The 14,958-nt window shown below is 57.4% G+C and carries 15 protein-coding genes; 6 read left to right on the top strand and 9 right to left on the bottom strand.

What is annotated here, in order from left to right; genetic code table 11:
* Positions 1–4 precede the first annotated feature (4 nt).
* Entirely contained in the window at positions 5–1,306 is a 1,302-nt protein-coding gene (locus tag JS46_RS00415; RefSeq protein WP_033746651.1) for a D-amino acid dehydrogenase, read from the bottom strand.
* Between the two features lie 506 nt (positions 1,307–1,812).
* On the opposite strand from JS46_RS00415, the gene JS46_RS00410 reads away from it, so the two are divergent.
* Complete coding sequence (locus JS46_RS00410; RefSeq protein ID WP_033746648.1) at positions 1,813–3,348, top strand: SpoVR family protein; 1,536 nt, start codon at positions 1,813–1,815, stop codon at positions 3,346–3,348.
* A 209-nt stretch (positions 3,349–3,557) separates the two neighbouring features.
* Here the strand turns inward: JS46_RS00410 and fadR are convergent, their stop codons facing one another.
* On the bottom strand, positions 3,558–4,277 hold the full coding sequence (fadR, locus tag JS46_RS00405) for a fatty acid metabolism transcriptional regulator FadR (protein WP_033746644.1): 720 nt from the start codon (positions 4,275–4,277) through the stop codon (positions 3,558–3,560).
* Positions 4,278–4,478: 201 nt separating this feature from the next.
* Between fadR and nhaB the strand changes: the two genes are divergently transcribed.
* Both nhaB and dsbB read left to right on the top strand, forming a co-directional pair.
* A complete protein-coding gene (gene nhaB / locus JS46_RS00400) occupies positions 4,479–6,008 on the top strand; it encodes a sodium/proton antiporter NhaB (protein ID WP_033746642.1) in 1,530 nt (509 codons plus the stop codon).
* A 117-nt stretch (positions 6,009–6,125) separates the two neighbouring features.
* Positions 6,126–6,656 (top strand): disulfide bond formation protein DsbB, encoded by a 531-nt coding sequence (gene dsbB / locus JS46_RS00395; protein WP_033747938.1) that lies wholly within the window; start codon positions 6,126–6,128, stop codon positions 6,654–6,656.
* A gap of 32 nt (positions 6,657–6,688) precedes the next feature.
* Here dsbB and JS46_RS00390 read toward each other — a convergent pair whose 3' ends face one another.
* The 3 genes from JS46_RS00390 to JS46_RS00380 all read right to left on the bottom strand — a co-directional run bounded on the left by JS46_RS00390 (position 6,689) and on the right by JS46_RS00380 (position 8,444).
* Entirely contained in the window at positions 6,689–7,135 is a 447-nt protein-coding gene (locus tag JS46_RS00390) for a YcgN family cysteine cluster protein (RefSeq protein ID WP_033747936.1), read from the bottom strand.
* A gap of 66 nt (positions 7,136–7,201) precedes the next feature.
* Positions 7,202–7,861, bottom strand: coding sequence for a fumarylacetoacetate hydrolase family protein (locus JS46_RS00385; RefSeq protein WP_033746640.1), 660 nt, complete (start codon positions 7,859–7,861; stop codon positions 7,202–7,204).
* 307 nt (positions 7,862–8,168) lie between these two features.
* The gene (locus JS46_RS00380) at positions 8,169–8,444 is read right to left on the bottom strand and encodes a YcgL domain-containing protein (RefSeq protein ID WP_033746638.1); all 276 of its coding nucleotides are present in this window, start codon (positions 8,442–8,444) and stop codon (positions 8,169–8,171) included.
* 154 nt (positions 8,445–8,598) lie between these two features.
* On the opposite strand from JS46_RS00380, the gene minC reads away from it, so the two are divergent.
* The 3 genes from minC to minE are packed head-to-tail and all read left to right on the top strand — an operon-like array spanning position 8,599 to position 10,422.
* Positions 8,599–9,303 (top strand): septum site-determining protein MinC, encoded by a 705-nt coding sequence (minC, locus tag JS46_RS00375; protein WP_033746636.1) that lies wholly within the window; start codon positions 8,599–8,601, stop codon positions 9,301–9,303.
* A gap of 33 nt (positions 9,304–9,336) precedes the next feature.
* Positions 9,337–10,149, top strand: a complete 813-nt coding sequence (minD, locus tag JS46_RS00370) for a septum site-determining protein MinD (RefSeq protein ID WP_033746633.1) — start codon at positions 9,337–9,339, stop codon at positions 10,147–10,149.
* A gap of 3 nt (positions 10,150–10,152) precedes the next feature.
* A complete protein-coding gene (gene minE / locus JS46_RS00365) occupies positions 10,153–10,422 on the top strand; it encodes a cell division topological specificity factor MinE (RefSeq protein ID WP_033746630.1) in 270 nt (89 codons plus the stop codon).
* Positions 10,423–10,474: 52 nt separating this feature from the next.
* On the opposite strand, the gene rnd is transcribed toward minE, so the two are convergent.
* The 4 genes from rnd to tsaB all read right to left on the bottom strand — a co-directional run bounded on the left by rnd (position 10,475) and on the right by tsaB (position 14,930).
* Positions 10,475–11,596, bottom strand: coding sequence for a ribonuclease D (gene rnd / locus JS46_RS00360; RefSeq protein ID WP_033746629.1), 1,122 nt, complete (start codon positions 11,594–11,596; stop codon positions 10,475–10,477).
* Between the two features lie 99 nt (positions 11,597–11,695).
* Positions 11,696–13,372, bottom strand: coding sequence for a long-chain-fatty-acid--CoA ligase FadD (fadD, locus tag JS46_RS00355; protein WP_127908382.1), 1,677 nt, complete (start codon positions 13,370–13,372; stop codon positions 11,696–11,698).
* A 205-nt stretch (positions 13,373–13,577) separates the two neighbouring features.
* Positions 13,578–14,168 carry a Slp family lipoprotein gene (locus JS46_RS00350; RefSeq protein WP_033746625.1) on the bottom strand — a complete coding sequence of 197 codons (591 nt, stop codon included), beginning with the start codon at positions 14,166–14,168 and terminating at the stop codon, positions 13,578–13,580.
* A gap of 63 nt (positions 14,169–14,231) precedes the next feature.
* Positions 14,232–14,930 (bottom strand): tRNA (adenosine(37)-N6)-threonylcarbamoyltransferase complex dimerization subunit type 1 TsaB, encoded by a 699-nt coding sequence (gene tsaB / locus JS46_RS00345; protein ID WP_033746622.1) that lies wholly within the window; start codon positions 14,928–14,930, stop codon positions 14,232–14,234.
* Positions 14,931–14,958 lie beyond the last annotated feature (28 nt).

Below are 14,958 nucleotides of genomic sequence, written 5' to 3'. Positions count from 1 at the left end.
ACTGTTAACGCGTGGCGTTCGCGTTGCGTAATGGTGACGATGACGGGGTAAAACCCGGCAAGTAGCGGAAAACCGACAGATCGTCGGCGGCGATCGCCGAGGTTTTGCCGCTGATAAGGTCGGCCAGCAGCTGACCGGAGCCGCAGGCCATCGTCCAGCCGAGCGTGCCGTGTCCGGTATTCAGATAGAGATTGCTGAGCGGCGTCGGTCCGACAATCGGCGTTCCGTCTGGCGTCATAGGGCGCAGACCGCTCCAGAAGCTGGCCTGTTCGATATGACCGCCCTCAGGATAAAGATCCCGCACCACCATCTCCAGCGTTTCCCGCCGCGCAGGCAAGAGTTTGTTGTTAAAACCAACAATTTCCGCCATGCCGCCGACGCGGATACGGTTGTCGAAGCGGGTAACCGCCACCTTGTAGGTTTCGTCGAGAATCGTAGAGACCGGCGCGGCCTCCGGATTTTTCACCGGGATAGTCAGGGAGTAGCCCTTCAGCGGGTAGACCGGAATATCGAGGATATGCTTCAGCAGCGCGGTAGAGTAGGAGCCGAAAGCCACTACGTAGCTGTCGCCTTTGATCACTTCATCGCCGCACTTCACACCATAAATGCGATTGCCTTCGCGCAGCAGCTGATCGACCGGCGTATTGAAGCGAAACTCGACGCCCGCCTCCTGCGCCATTTTCGCCAACTTTTGCGTAAAGAGCTGGCAGTCGCCGGTTTCATCGTTGGGCAGGCGCAGTCCGCCGGTCAGCTTGTGCTGCGTGGGCGCCAGCGCCGGCTCGACGCGCGCCAGCTCGTGAGCGTGCAGCAGTTCATAAGGCACGCCCGCCTCGCGCAGCACCTCGATATCTTTACTCGCGCTGTCGAACTGCTGCTGAGTGCGGAACAGCTGCAGCGTGCCGCCCTGTCGGCCTTCATAGGCGATGCCGGTCTCTTCGCGCAGCGCCTTCAGGCAGTCGCGGCTGTATTCGGCGATGCGCACCATGCGGCTTTTATTCTGCTGATAGTGCTGCATGTCGCAGTTGCGCAGCATGTTCCACATCCATTCCAGCTGAAAGCTGCTGCCGTCCAGGCGGATAGCCAGCGGCGCATGACGCTGGAACATCCATTTAACCGCCTTCAGCGGCACGCCCGGCGCGGCCCAGGGCGCCGCGTAACCGGGCGATATCTGCCCCGCGTTGCCTGCGCTGGTCTCCAGCGCAGCATCGGGCTGGCGATCCAGCACCGTCACCTGATGGCCCGCGCGCGCCAGATACCAGGCGCTCGCCACGCCAACCACACCACTACCGAGAATCACTACGTGCATATCGCCCCCACCGGCAAATTCAAAAGCATAATTCACTAGACTACAGGGCAATACCAGCGTATTCACACCTGCCGGTAACAGCCCTTACCTCATTAACTTATTTCACATGTTTTTCACTTTTTCGAACACTAAAATCGTTGGTCAGAGACAAAATCAGTAACTTATGCGCCTTTTTACCGCTTCTTAGCAGTTAATAATAGCGTATGCGGCAATATCCACTTATTTCAGGAGAATAAGCCGACGCCATACAATCCACTTATAAACAGCATTTTATCCCGACTTTTCGCCATTTAGACTGACAAGCGTTCATCAAATGCTTTTGCGCTCTTTTTAGGATGATTTTGTGCCGAATAATTCAGTTGAGTTCCGCGATCAGATAGGTGACAGTGGGCTATCATTGAAGTGTTCGCCTGTTTTTGGGGTTCTCTTTCTTAGGGATGAGCCTTGAAATTACCGAAACCGGCTGCTCGCAGCGGGCAGGCCTGTTTGCAAAACAGAGGTGCGCTATGACGACAATCTTTGACGATCCGATTAAGGACAGCAAACGACTCAGCGATGGACCGGACTGGACATTCGATTTGCTCGATGTCTACCTTGCGGAAATTGACCGCGTAGCCAAACTCTACCGACTCGACACCTATCCCCATCAGATTGAAGTTATCACCTCCGAGCAGATGATGGACGCCTACTCCAGCGTCGGTATGCCGATCAACTACGCTCACTGGTCGTTCGGCAAAAAATTCATCGAAACCGAGCAGCGTTATAAGCACGGACAGCAGGGACTGGCGTATGAGATTGTGATCAACTCCAATCCCTGTATCGCCTATCTGATGGAAGAGAATACCATGACCATGCAGGCGCTGGTGATGGCGCACGCCTGCTACGGCCACAACTCCTTTTTCAAAAATAACTACCTGTTCCGCAGCTGGACCGATGCCAGCTCTATCGTCGACTATCTGCTGTTTGCGAAGAAATATATTTCCGACTGCGAAGAGCGTTACGGCGTCGAAGAGGTAGAACGACTGCTCGACTCCTGCCACGCGCTGATGAACTACGGCGTCGATCGCTATAAGCGTCCGCAGAAGATCTCCTTACAGGAAGAGAAAGCGCGGCAGAAGAGCCGCGAAGAGTATCTGCAAAGCCAGGTGAATACGCTGTGGCGCACCCTGCCGCGCCGCGAGAAAGAGGCGGTGCAGGTTGAGGCGGCGCGCTATCCCTCTGAGCCGCAGGAGAACCTGCTCTACTTTATGGAGAAGAACGCGCCGCTGCTGGAACCGTGGCAGCGCGAGATCCTGCGCATCGTGCGCAAGGTGAGCCAGTATTTCTATCCGCAGAAGCAGACGCAGGTGATGAATGAAGGCTGGGCGACCTTCTGGCACTACACCATCCTCAATCATCTCTATGATGAGGGCAAAGTCTCGGATCGCTTTATGATCGAGTTCCTGCACAGCCATACCAACGTGGTGTTCCAGCCGCCTTATAACAGCCCCTGGTATAACGGCATTAATCCTTACGCGCTCGGCTTCGCGATGTTTCAGGATATCAAGCGCATCTGTCAGTCGCCGACGGAGGAAGATCGTTACTGGTTCCCGGATATTGCCGGCTCTGACTGGCTGGAGACCCTGCACTTCGCCATGCGCGAATTCAAGGACGAGAGCTTTATCAGCCAGTTCCTGTCGCCCAAGGTGATGCGTGACTTCCGCCTGTTTACCGTGCTGGACGACGACCGCAACAACTATCTCGAGATCGCCGCCATCCATGATGAAGCGGGCTACCGCGCCATTCGTCAGCAGCTTTCCGCACAGTACAACCTGAGCAATCTGGAACCAAATATTCAGGTGTATAACGTCGACCTGCGCGGCGATCGCTCGCTGACGCTGCGCTACGTGCCGCAAAGCCGTACGCCGCTTGACAAGAGTCGCCGCGAGGTCATGAAGCATGTGCATCGCCTGTGGGGGTTTGATGTGATCCTCGAACAGCAGAACGAAGATGGCAGCGTCGAGCTGCTGGACCGCTGTCCGACGCGCGGCAATGCGCTGTGAGAGACAGGTAAAAAGAAAAAACCGGACGCTGTCCGGTTTTTTTATAGCGGTAAGTCAGGCGCTGTCGCGGGTAGCCTCAACAGATCGCAAAGTCGCTCAAGGCATCCCTGCGCGCTCGGCCCGCGGCATCCCTGCCGCGGGACGCTTTGCTCTTCTGTTGAGGCTACCCGCTCCTTAAACAGCGTGCTGCCTGAAAAAAACGGATGCTGTTAGCGCTTGCTGCCGAGATCTTCCGGCATGCTTTTCTGCATGCTGTGCCAGATCTCGCCGCTGCGACGGCCATACTCGCGCACCGCATCGACAATCTGATCCTGCGACGGCTCTTTAACGCACAGCGCTTCGAGCCGCGAGTAGAAATTGCGCGCCAGCTCGCGGGCCTCTGGATTAGAAAAATAGTAGCGGCCCACGCGGGTATAAAGCCCTTTCAGGCCGTTGAGAATCAAACCGTAAATAGGATTGCCGGAAGCGAACGCCAGACCGCGGAACACGCGGTAGTCGAGTTCGGTATAGGCATCGGCCTGATCCTCAATGCCGGCGACGCTCTCCAGCACCGCGCGCGCCTTGTCGGGATGGTGACGCAGCGCGCGGCTGATAAAGATCGAGGCGATATTGGTGCGCACCGACAGCAGGTTGTCGATCAGCACAGGGACGCTATCGTGATCCAGACGCGCCAGCGTCTCCAGAATATTCAGACCGGAGGTTTCCCAGAAGTCGTTTACGCGTGTCGGTTTGCCGTGCTGGATCGTCAGCCATCCGTCGCGCGCCAGACGCTGCAGCACTTCACGCAGCGTGGTACGGGTTACGCCGATAAGTTCAGAAAGCTCACGTTCAGCGGGAAGGATTGACCCAGGAGGAAAGCGGCTGTTCCAGATGCTTTCAATAATATACTCTTCAGCAAATCCCGCAGGGCTCTGCGCCTTAATGACCATAGCGATATGTTCTCGTTGCTTTCTTTGTCGAAATGGCACTCATCATACCAGACGTCCTGGGCGTGTATAGACTGAGCAGGGATTAAAAGCGCGGGCTGGCGCAAAAATCAGCGGCCGCACGCAATCCGGCAAGGGAAGATTGCGCCCCGCTGATTCGCTGATTACCCTTTGCCCATCGTTTTTTATACGGGACTTTATGCCATGGAAATCACCTGGGGCCAGGCGCTGCATCGCAACTTTCTCGGCCAGTCGCCTGACTGGTACAAAAAGCTGCTGCTGGCGTTTCTGGTCGTCAATCCGCTGCTGTTCTTTTTCGTCAGCCCGTTTCTTGCCGGCTGGCTGCTGATTGCCGAGTTTATCTTTACGCTCGGCATGGCGCTGAAATGCCACCCGCTGCTGCCCGGCGGTCTGCTGACGCTGGAAGCGATCGCCATCGGCATGGCCAGCGCCGAACAGGTTAAGCAGCAGCTGGCGGATAACCTTGAAGTGCTGCTGCTGCTGATCTTTATGGTCGCCGGCATCTTTTTCATGAAACAGCTGCTGCTGTTCGTCTTCACGCGGCTGCTGCTGTCGCTGCGGTCGAAGGTGCTGCTCAGCCTCACCTTCTGCCTGGCGGCCGCGTTTCTTTCCGCCTTTCTTGACGCCCTGACGGTGGTCGCCGTCGTCATCAGCGTCGCCGTCGGCTTCTATCAGATCTACCATCGCGTCTCTTCCGACCCCGACTACGCCGCAGCGGATCCCGATCCGCGCGCTACGCTCGAGCAGTTTCGCGCCTTTCTGCGCAGCCTGATGATGCAGGCTGGCGTCGGTACCGCGCTGGGCGGCGTGATGACCATGGTAGGCGAACCGCAGAACCTGATTATCGCTCATGCGGCCGGCTGGGATTTCGCCAGCTTCTTTCTGCGTATGGCGCCGGTTACGGTGCCGGTGCTGCTGTGCGGCATTCTCACCAGCCTGCTGGTCGAGCGCTTTCGCCTGTTCGGCTACGGCGCCACGCTACCGGACGCGGTACGCGTCATTCTGCTGCAGAGCGATCGCGAGGAGAAGGCGCAGCGCACGCGCCAGGATCGGCTGAAACTGTGGATTCAGGCGGCTATTGGCCTCTGGCTTATCATTGCGCTGGCGCTGCATCTGGCGGAGGTCGGCCTGATTGGCCTGTCGGTGATCGTGCTCGCCACGGCGCTGTGCGGCGTGACGGACGATCACACCATCGGTCAGGCCTTTACCGAAGCGCTGCCCTTCACCGCGCTGCTGACGGTGTTTTTCGCCGTGGTGGCGGTGATTGTCGAGCAGCAGCTGTTCAGCCCACTGATCGCCTTTGTGCTGCAGGCTGAGCCGCACGCCCAGCTAAGCTGGTATTACATCTTTAACGGCCTGCTCTCATCGATATCTGACAACGTTTTTGTTGGATCGGTGTTTATCAACGAGGCGAAACAGGCGTTTGCGCACGGCGCGATCGATCTGCAGCAATATGAACTGCTGGCGGTGGCGACCAATACCGGCACCAATCTGCCGTCGGTGGCGACGCCTAATGGTCAGGCGGCGTTTCTGTTCCTGCTGACGTCCGCGCTGGCGCCGCTGATCCGCCTCTCGTATGGACGTATGGTGTGGATGGCGCTGCCCTTCACCATCGTGATGTCGCTGGTCGGCTTTGTCTCTCTTCACTGGCTGCTGGAGCCGGTCACGGACCTTTTGCAGCTGTGGGGCTGGATAGCGACGCCGCTGATGTAAATGCCTGAACTGGATCAGGTAAAGCCCAAATTGACTAGGATTTTCGCCAGCGCCTGGCTGGCACCGCCGCGCTTTTGGTTTACACTGCGTGGCACTACCGTTTACAGGGAAAGCAAGATGTTGCGATATCTGAATCAATGTTCTCGCGGTCGCACCGCCTGGCTGCTGCTGGCGTTAACAGCGCTGGCGCTGGAGCTGGTGGCGTTATGGTTCCAGCATGTGATGGGCCTGAAGCCGTGCGTCATGTGCATTTATGAACGCTGCGCGCTGTTTGGCGTCATGGGCGCGGGCATCGTCGGCGCCATCGCGCCAAAATCGCCGCTGCGCTGGGCCGGGCTGGCTATCTGGATCTACAGCGCCTGGGAGGGAGCGCGTCTCTCGTATGAACATACGATGATCCAGCTTCATCCCAATCCCTTTACCACCTGCGATTTCGCCGCGCGTTTTCCGAGCTGGCTGCCGCTGGACAAGTGGCTGCCGTCGGTGTTCGTCGCCAGCGGGGACTGCGCCGAGCGCAGCTGGACCTTCCTGACGCTGAGCATGCCGCAGTGGATGATCGTGGTGTTCGCCGCCTATCTGATTGTGGCGATTCTGGTATTAATAGCGCAGCCGTTGAAACCGAAACGCCGCGATATTTTCTCCCGCTAAAAAAAAGGCTGCTCTGGCAGCCTTTTTATCGCTTATCCGTTGCGGTCTGGACGATCGATAATATGGTCTTCCCAGTCGCGCACTTCGCTTTCCCGCACTGCGATATAGCGCACCGAAATACGCTGCGCGTGCATCGCCGACTTTGATCCACTCACCAGCGGATGCCACGCCGGCAATCCTTTTCCTTCGCCCAGTAGACGATAGGCGCAGGTGCGCGGCAGCCAGTTAAACTGCGTCAGGTTCTCACGCGTCAGCTTGATGCAGTCCTCTTCATATTCGAAGCGGCGCTCATAGTTGCGGCACTGGCAGGTTTTGATATTGAGCTGATTGCAGGCGACGTTGGTAAAGTAAATCTCGTCGGTATCGGCGTCCTGAAGCTTATTCAGGCAGCACTGGCCGCAACCATCGCACAAGGACTCCCACTCGTCGTCGTTCATTTGATCGAGGCGTTTCGTCTGCCAGAAAGGAAGTTCACTCATGATGGCTGCGTCCGGGTTAATCATAAAACCGCACCTTATATCGGGTCAGGCGCGGCGTTGCAAGCTTTACAGCACGCGCGTGCTGATGCCGTGCCCGGCCAGCGACACTTCCAGCGTATCGCCCGAGCGCAGCGGGCCAACCCCTTCCGGCGTGCCGGTCAGCACCACATCACCCGCGCGCAGGGTAAAATATTGGCTCATATGGGCGATAAGCGGCAGAATTTTATGGATCATATCGGACGTTCTGCCAAGCTGACGCACTTCGCCGTTCACCACCAGCTTAAGCTCGGTATCCTGCGGATCCCCTGGAAACTCCGCTGAGGGAATAAAGCCGGAGAGCGGACAGGAATTATCGAAGCCCTTCGATTTTTCCCACGGCTGGCCCGCTTTTTTGAATCCCGCCTGCAGATCGCGCAGCGTCAAATCCAGCGCCACGCCGTAACCGGCAATCGCTTTCGCCACGTGCTCCTCGCCCGCCTGCTTAAGCGTGGCGCCGATTAATACGGCCAGTTCGACCTCGTGATGCACTTCACCAAAGGCGGAGGGAAGAGAGAGCGGCTGACGCAGATCGCAGATGGCGGTTTCCGGTTTGATAAACACCACCGGCTCAGCTGGCGTGGCGCTGCCCATTTCCTTAATGTGTTTCGCATAGTTGCTGCCGACGCAGACCACTTTGTTAACCGGAAAATCCAACAAGGCGCCCTGCCAGTTACGATGCTGATACATGCTAATCCCCTGCTCTGGTTTATGTGTTGCCAGCGACGCCGGCACGTTGATGTTTGCGGTTCAGCGGATCTTTAGCCCGCCGTAACGGCCATAATAAGATGCTTTAGCAAAGATTAGTGTGCGTAAATTGTCAAAAAAGCGTGAATATATGCTGCCGAGGCGGTGAATTTATCGCCAGCAAGCGGGCAATAAAGAATAATGAACAGTAAAAGGCGCGGTAATCGCGCCATTATTTTGCTGGAAATCGTTATATATAATTATGCTGAAGAAGCAGGAAGCACTGATTATATTTACAGATGAATCTGAATTAATCTTTTTTTGCCGACTCAAGGTGAACTTTCAGCAAACTTTCAACCGGCGGCGGGATTTGCAAATAATAGCCCTGATCGATAAGTGCCTGTTTAACTTTATTGATGTCGGCGTTGGCCAGACGGTCGCGTCCGTCCAGCTTCAGCACCATGGCCAGCTGCGGCTTGCCGAAGCCGCGCAGCAGCTCGTCAGGTACGCGGGAGAAATCGTCCTTTTTTTCAACATAAAGATAAGTCTGGTCACGGGTCGGGCTTCGGTAGATCACACAAAACATATTTTTTACTCGAATAAACCTGGATGGTGGCTTGCCTGGAAATAACAGTAACTATAACATGCTTGCAGAACTTCGAATATTCACCGGATGGACTGAAATGATGATTTTATCGACGTTTGTTCGCCGGATGAGAAAACAGGACTGAGTGGGACAGATGTCACAAACGCCAATCGAATTCAAAGGTAGCAGTTTTACCCTGTCTGTTGTTCATCTGCACCATCCCGAACCTGAAGTGATTCGCAAGGCGCTTCAGGACAAAATCGATCAGGCGCCGGATTTCTTAAAAAACGCGCCGGTGGTACTCAACGTGGCGGCGCTTAACGGCAACGTCAACTGGAAACAGCTGCAGCAGGCGATCGCCGCGACCGGATTGCGCATCGTTGGCGTCAGCGGCTGCAAAGACGAGGCGCTGAAACGCATGATCGCCCGCGCCGGTCTGCCGGTTCTGGCGGAAGGCAAAGAGAGCGTGCGCCGCAACGAAACGCCAGCGCCAGCGCCACAACCTGCCGCTCCCGCAGAGCCGGTGGCGAGCAAAACGCGCATTATCACCACGCCGGTGCGTTCCGGGCAGCAGATTTACGCGCGTAACGCCGATCTGATCGTCACCAACAGCGTAAGCGCCGGCGCCGAACTGGTCGCCGACGGCAACATTCATATTTACGGCATGATGCGAGGACGCGCGCTGGCGGGCGCCGGCGGCGATCGCAACAGTCAGATTTTCTGCACCAACCTGGCAGCAGAGTTGGTCTCCATCGCCGGCGAGTACTGGATCATGGATCAAATCCCGGCGGAATTTTTTGGTAAAGCCGCGCGCCTCAGCCTCGAAGAGGGCGCGCTGACTATCCAGACACTTAATTAGGCCCCTTTTCTTCTGTTAAGGAAATCAATATTTATGGCACGCATTATTGTAGTTACATCCGGTAAAGGGGGCGTTGGCAAGACCACGTCAAGCGCGGCCATCGCCACCGGTTTAGCGCAAAAAGGCAAAAAAACGGTCGTCATCGATTTCGATATTGGCCTGCGTAACCTGGATCTGATCATGGGCTGCGAACGCCGCGTGGTTTACGACTTCGTTAACGTTATCCAGGGCGATGCCACGCTGAACCAGGCGCTGATCAAAGACAAGCGCACCGAGATGCTGCATATCCTGCCCGCTTCCCAGACGCGCGATAAAGACGCGCTGACCCGCGAAGGCGTGGAAAAAGTGCTCAACGATCTGGCGGCGATGGATTTCGACTTTATTGTCTGCGACTCCCCGGCAGGCATTGAGACCGGCGCGCTGATGGCGCTCTACTTTGCCGATGAAGCGATTATCACCACCAACCCGGAAGTTTCGTCGGTGCGCGACTCCGACCGCATTCTCGGTATTATCGCCTCTAAATCTCGCCGCGCCGAAAACAGTCAGGAGCCGGTTAAAGAGCACCTGCTGCTGACCCGTTATAACCCTGGCCGCGTTAATCGTGGCGACATGCTGAGCATGGAAGACGTGCTTGAGATCCTGCGCATCCCTCTGGTGGGCGTCATCCCGGAAGACCAGTCGGTGCTGCGCGCCTCTAACCAGGGCGAACCAGTGATCCTCGACACGAATTCCGATGCCGGCAAAGCCTATGCTGATACCGTAGATCGGTTACTCGGCGAAGAACGTCCCTTCCGCTTTATTGAAGAAGAGAAGAAGGGTTTCCTGAAACGCCTGTTCGGGGGATAAACCATGGCATTACTCGATTTCTTTTTATCCCGGAAGAAGAACACTGCCAACATAGCCAAGGAAAGGCTGCAGATTATCGTGGCAGAACGCAGAAGGGGCGACAGTGAGCCCCACTATCTTCCGCAGCTTAAGCGCGACATTCTGGAAGTGATTTGCAAATATGTGAAGATCGATCCAGATATGGTCACCGTCCAGCTTGACCAGAAAGGCGATGATATCTCCATTCTGGAACTGAACGTGACGCTGCCTGAAACGGAAGAAGCGGCCAAATGACAGTGTCGGTTTCCTGATATTCCCCTGCTGCTTAGCAGGGGAATGTTTTCTGTCAGTACTGCGCCAGAATCGCCTCGATACGGGTTTTAAACAGATCGCCGCGCCAGCCTGCCAGCAGCTCCGGCACGCGCGTTTGCGGCTTGAGTCCCCAGTACTGGCTCAATACCTGATTGATCTGACGGCGCGACGCCAGCAGCTCCTGGCTGAAGCCGGTCTCCTCGCTCACATCCTGCACCAGCGCCTTGATCGCCTTGAATACGTTCTTGTAGTGCGGATGATCCACCAGATTGCCCAGCGGCGGCGGCAGCGCCTCTTCCGGCAGCGCCTGCGCGTCGGCCACCAGCGCCACCAGGGTTTTGCCGTGGAAGCGGATTTCATGGCCTGACAGGCCAAGGTGATCCAGCTCGCCCAGTGAGCCCGGCATAAAGCGCGCCACTTTCCACAGGTTCTCTTCGCGCACCACGAAGTTGACCGCCATATCTTTTTCGCGCGCCACGTTCAGACGCCAAGCCGCCAGCAGCTGCAGTGCCGCCAGCTGGCGCGGACGCAGCTGCCACGCGTTGGTGATGTCGCGCCAGGCCTCCTGCGGCTGCAGGACGTCGAGACGTCGCTGGCAGAGCTGGTCGCATTCGCTGAGCGCCGCGGCCATATTGCCCGCAGCCTCGGTCAGGGTCATCAGCTGCTGCGCAATCGGCAGCAGATAGTGCACGTCCGCCGCAGCGTAGTCGCACTGACGCTGCGTCAGCGGGCGCGCCAGCCAGTCGGTGCGTGATTCGCTCTTATCCAGCGTGACCTGGGTGAAATGCGCCACCATGGCGGCAAAGCCCCACGAGAGCGGCTGGCCGCTGAAGGCCGCCAGAATCTGCGTATCGATCATCGGCTGCGGCAGCACGCCGAAACGGTGCAGAAAGACTTCAAGATCTTCGCCGCCCGCGTGCAGAAACTTTTTCACCTGCGTGTCGCTCAGCAGCGCAATAAACGGCGTCCAGTCGCTGATGGTCAGCGGATCGATCAGCACCAGCTGTTCGCCGTCGAACAGCTGAATCAGTCCCAGCTGTGGATAATAGGTACGGGTGCGGACGAATTCGGTGTCGAGCGCGACGGCCGCATGCTGGCGGGCCTTCTGGCAGACAACGGCCAGCTGCTCATTTTGGTCGATCAGGGAATAATTCAAATCTCGTTTTCACCGCGACAGACTGCGCGCGGCGCTCCATCTCATCATCAATAAAAACGCCGGGCTGCGCCGGCGTTCAACCAGAAAACTTGCCTGACGTCAGCTTGCGCTGGGTCGGGCCTCATCACGCAGTTCGCGCCGCAGGATTTTCCCTACGTTGCTTTTCGGCAACTCGTCGCGGAACTCGATAATTTTCGGGACCTTATAACCTGTCAGCTGACGCCGACAGTGATCGAGCAGCTCTTCTTTGGTCAGCGATGCCTCTTTCTTCACGATGCAGACTTTAACCGCTTCACCCGAGAGATCGCTCGGCACGCCGATCGCTGCCGCTTCCCGCACTTTGGGATGCTGCATCAAGACATCTTCAATCTCATTGGGATAGACGTTAAAACCCGAGACGAGGATCATATCTTTTTTGCGGTCCACGATACGAATAAAGCCTTGCGGGTCAACGGTAACAATATCGCCGCTGAGGAGCCAGCCATTTTTCAGCACCTCTTCCGTGGCGTCCGGCCGCTGCCAGTAGCCTGCCATTACCTGCGGGCCGCGGATCCAGAGCTCGCCCGGCGCGCCAGGTTCGACATCGTTGCCCTGATCGTCCACCACGCGCACGTCGGTCGAAGGCACCGGCAGACCGATACTGCCGGTATGTTCAGTAATATCGTATGGGTTAACCGACACCAGCGGCGAACACTCCGTCAGGCCATATCCTTCCAGCAGATAGTGGCCGGTGAGCTTTTCCCAGCGCTCCGCCACCGCTTTCTGCACCGCCATGCCGCCGCCCGCCGAAAGGCGCAGCGTGGAAAAGTCGAGTTTATTAAACTGCGCGTCGTTGAGCAGCGCGTTAAACAGCGTATTGACGCCGGTAATGGCCGTGAAGGGAAACTTCGACAGCGATTTTACAAAGCCGGGTATATCGCGCGGATTGGTGATCAGCAGATTTTGCCCGCCCAATTCGAGAAACAGCAGGCAGTTCACCGTCAGCGCGAAAATATGGTAGAGCGGCAGCGCGGTCACCACATTCTCTTTGCCGTCGCGCAGCAGTTTGCCGTAGGTCGCCTTGGTCTGTTCAAGGTTGGCCTGCATGTTGCGGTGGGTCAGCATTGCTCCTTTGGCGATGCCGGTGGTGCCGCCGGTGTACTGCAAAAAGGCCAGATCGTCGTTGGCGACGCTGGGACGCTGATAGGCGAGCGCTTCGCCCTGCTGCAGCGCATGACGAAAGCTCACCGCGCCCGGCAGATGGTATTTCGGCACCATCTTTTTAATATATTTCACGACGAAGTTCACCAGCGTAGCCTTTACCGGCCTGAGCTGGTCGCCGAGGCGCGTCAGGATAACGTGCTTCACCGCCGTCTCCGCCACCACCTTCTCCAACGTATGCGCGAAGTTCGAGACGATAACGATGGCGCTGGCGCCGCTGTCGTTGAGCTGGTGCTTGAGCTCGCGCGGCGTATAGAGCGGATTAACGTTGACAACCACCATGCCGGCGCGCAGCACGCCAAACAGCGCCACCGGATACTGCAGCAGATTCGGCATCATCAGCGCGACGCGATCGCCTTTTTTCAGGCCCAGCCCGGACTGCAGGTAAGCGGCGAACGCGCGGCTCTTTTGTTCCAGCTGCCGATAGCTCAGCGGCTGTCCCATATTGATAAAGGCGGTTTGATCGGCGTAGCGCTGTGTAGCCTGTTCAACTAAATCGATCAAAGAGGTATAACGATCCGCGTTAATTTCGGCGGGCACATCTGCCGGATAGCGTTTCAGCCAGACCTTATTCAAGGGTTCACCTCGATTTATATGTTGTTGTTCCATTGCACCCTCAACACCCAGCCAATTAACAATATTTTAACTCATTGTACCAGTTTGCCGGATTCGGCCTGCTGAGGTTGCGAAGCGCATCACTAATTTTCATCCCGCTTTTCAGCGGCAATAAAAAGCCCGGTCGCGACAGGCGCGGCCGGGCCTGAAATCTTGTCTTAAACGCTTATTCCGTCAGAATCGTTTCCACCTGCGCGGGCCCGCTGTTCATGCCCCAGTAGGGATTAGGTCCCCAGTAGCCGGGATGACGACGCGACGGGCCGTACCAGATCCAGGGATCGATCGGCTGCGGCGGCGTGTTGATCTGCTGCGTCAGATGCCAGCGCTGATAGCCGCGCACATCAACCACGACAAAGTTGTAGCTGGCCGCGCCGATGGTGCCCTTCTCCGTTCCCTTGATATTGCCCAGCACGGTAACGTACTGATTATTCACGTCGGTGGGATCGACGAAGTTATTGATATCGGCATAAATACGCCCGACGGAAGCGGCGCCTAAACGCGGACGCGCGCTGTCGTCCAGCGGCTGCGTGGCGATCTCCAGTCGGGTTTTGCCGTTAAGGTTGGTGACCTTAACCACTTTGCCGCCGAAGCGGGACTCCTGACCGACATAGAGCGACGGATCGTTCATTACGCGAACCAAATCCTGCTGGGGAAGCTCGGAACTTCCTTTGATCGCGTCAGGCACCGTCACGCACCCGCTGAGCAGCAGCGCGCAGGCTAACAAAACACCGGACATTCCTTTATGACATACTGACATAGGCATTCTCCTAAAAGATGTTTGTTAGACTGGCGCTGTCGCAATAAGTTGCGCCGCAGGTTCTCAGCGACCCGGCAATTTTTTCCACGCCACTTCGTTACGCAAATAGGTCGGTTCCGCGTGCTCAGGCTGAACGGTTGCGCCGCGCTGCCACGCCTGCTGCGCCAGCGGCAACATATCTTCCGCGGCGGGCAGTTCGACGCCGCTCTCTCTGAGAGTTAAGGCGTGGCCCTGCTGCAGCTGCGGCCAGGCCTGCCAGCCGGTGCCGGCGATAAACCACTCGCCTTCCAGCGCCTGCATGCGCGCCAGCGCCGCATCCGGCGACAGCACGCTTTCACTCGCTTCACCCTGCCAGACGCCGTGTTCGTCGCGCTGATACTCGGCCCAGTAAACCTCGCCCATGCGCGCGTCGATCGCCGCCAGCACGCGCGTCGCGCCCTGCTGGCGATACGCGCCCTGCGCCAGGGTCGCCAGCGTGGAGATGCCGATCATCGGCAGCATGGCGCCGAACGCGAGGCCCTGCGCGATGCCGATGCCGATACGCACGCCGGTAAAACTGCCGGGTCCGCGGCCGAACGCCAGCGCGTCGAGCGCCGTCAGCTCCAGCTGCTGCGCCTGCAGCAGCTCTTCGATCAGCGGCAGCATACGCTGCGTATGGTCGCGCGGCGCGATTTCAAAACGGGCATCGATCTGCTGCTGATTAAGCAGCGCGGCTGAACAGGCTTCTGTCGCAGTGTCCAGCGCCAGGATTCGGGAAGACATAACAACCTCGGGTCATCTAAAACGGCGC

The organism is Pantoea sp. NGS-ED-1003, from assembly GCF_000738765.1.
Taxonomy (GTDB): domain Bacteria; phylum Pseudomonadota; class Gammaproteobacteria; order Enterobacterales; family Enterobacteriaceae; genus Pantoea; species Pantoea septica.
Note: the sequence above shows the minus strand (reverse complement) of the source record. Positions and strands in the feature narration are given on the sequence as shown.

Excerpts from the sequence above, each read along its gene's own strand:
- JS46_RS00380 (WP_033746638.1), bottom strand. The coding sequence starts at position 8,444 with ATGTTTTGTGTGATCTACCGAAGCCCGACCCGTGACCAGACTTATCTT.
- nhaB (WP_033746642.1), top strand. The coding sequence starts at position 4,479 with ATGGAAATCACCTGGGGCCAGGCGCTGCATCGCAACTTTCTCGGCCAG.
- JS46_RS00390 (WP_033747936.1), bottom strand. The coding sequence starts at position 7,135 with ATGAGTGAACTTCCTTTCTGGCAGACGAAACGCCTCGATCAAATGAAC.
- minD (WP_033746633.1), top strand. The coding sequence starts at position 9,337 with ATGGCACGCATTATTGTAGTTACATCCGGTAAAGGGGGCGTTGGCAAG.
- minE (WP_033746630.1), top strand. The coding sequence starts at position 10,153 with ATGGCATTACTCGATTTCTTTTTATCCCGGAAGAAGAACACTGCCAAC.
- JS46_RS00410 (WP_033746648.1), top strand. The coding sequence starts at position 1,813 with ATGACGACAATCTTTGACGATCCGATTAAGGACAGCAAACGACTCAGC.
- minC (WP_033746636.1), top strand. The coding sequence starts at position 8,599 with ATGTCACAAACGCCAATCGAATTCAAAGGTAGCAGTTTTACCCTGTCT.
- dsbB (WP_033747938.1), top strand. The coding sequence starts at position 6,126 with ATGTTGCGATATCTGAATCAATGTTCTCGCGGTCGCACCGCCTGGCTG.
- JS46_RS00350 (WP_033746625.1), bottom strand. The coding sequence starts at position 14,168 with ATGTCAGTATGTCATAAAGGAATGTCCGGTGTTTTGTTAGCCTGCGCG.
- JS46_RS00415 (WP_033746651.1), bottom strand. The coding sequence starts at position 1,306 with ATGCACGTAGTGATTCTCGGTAGTGGTGTGGTTGGCGTGGCGAGCGCC.
- JS46_RS00385 (WP_033746640.1), bottom strand. The coding sequence starts at position 7,861 with ATGTATCAGCATCGTAACTGGCAGGGCGCCTTGTTGGATTTTCCGGTT.
- tsaB (WP_033746622.1), bottom strand. The coding sequence starts at position 14,930 with ATGTCTTCCCGAATCCTGGCGCTGGACACTGCGACAGAAGCCTGTTCA.
- fadR (WP_033746644.1), bottom strand. The coding sequence starts at position 4,277 with ATGGTCATTAAGGCGCAGAGCCCTGCGGGATTTGCTGAAGAGTATATT.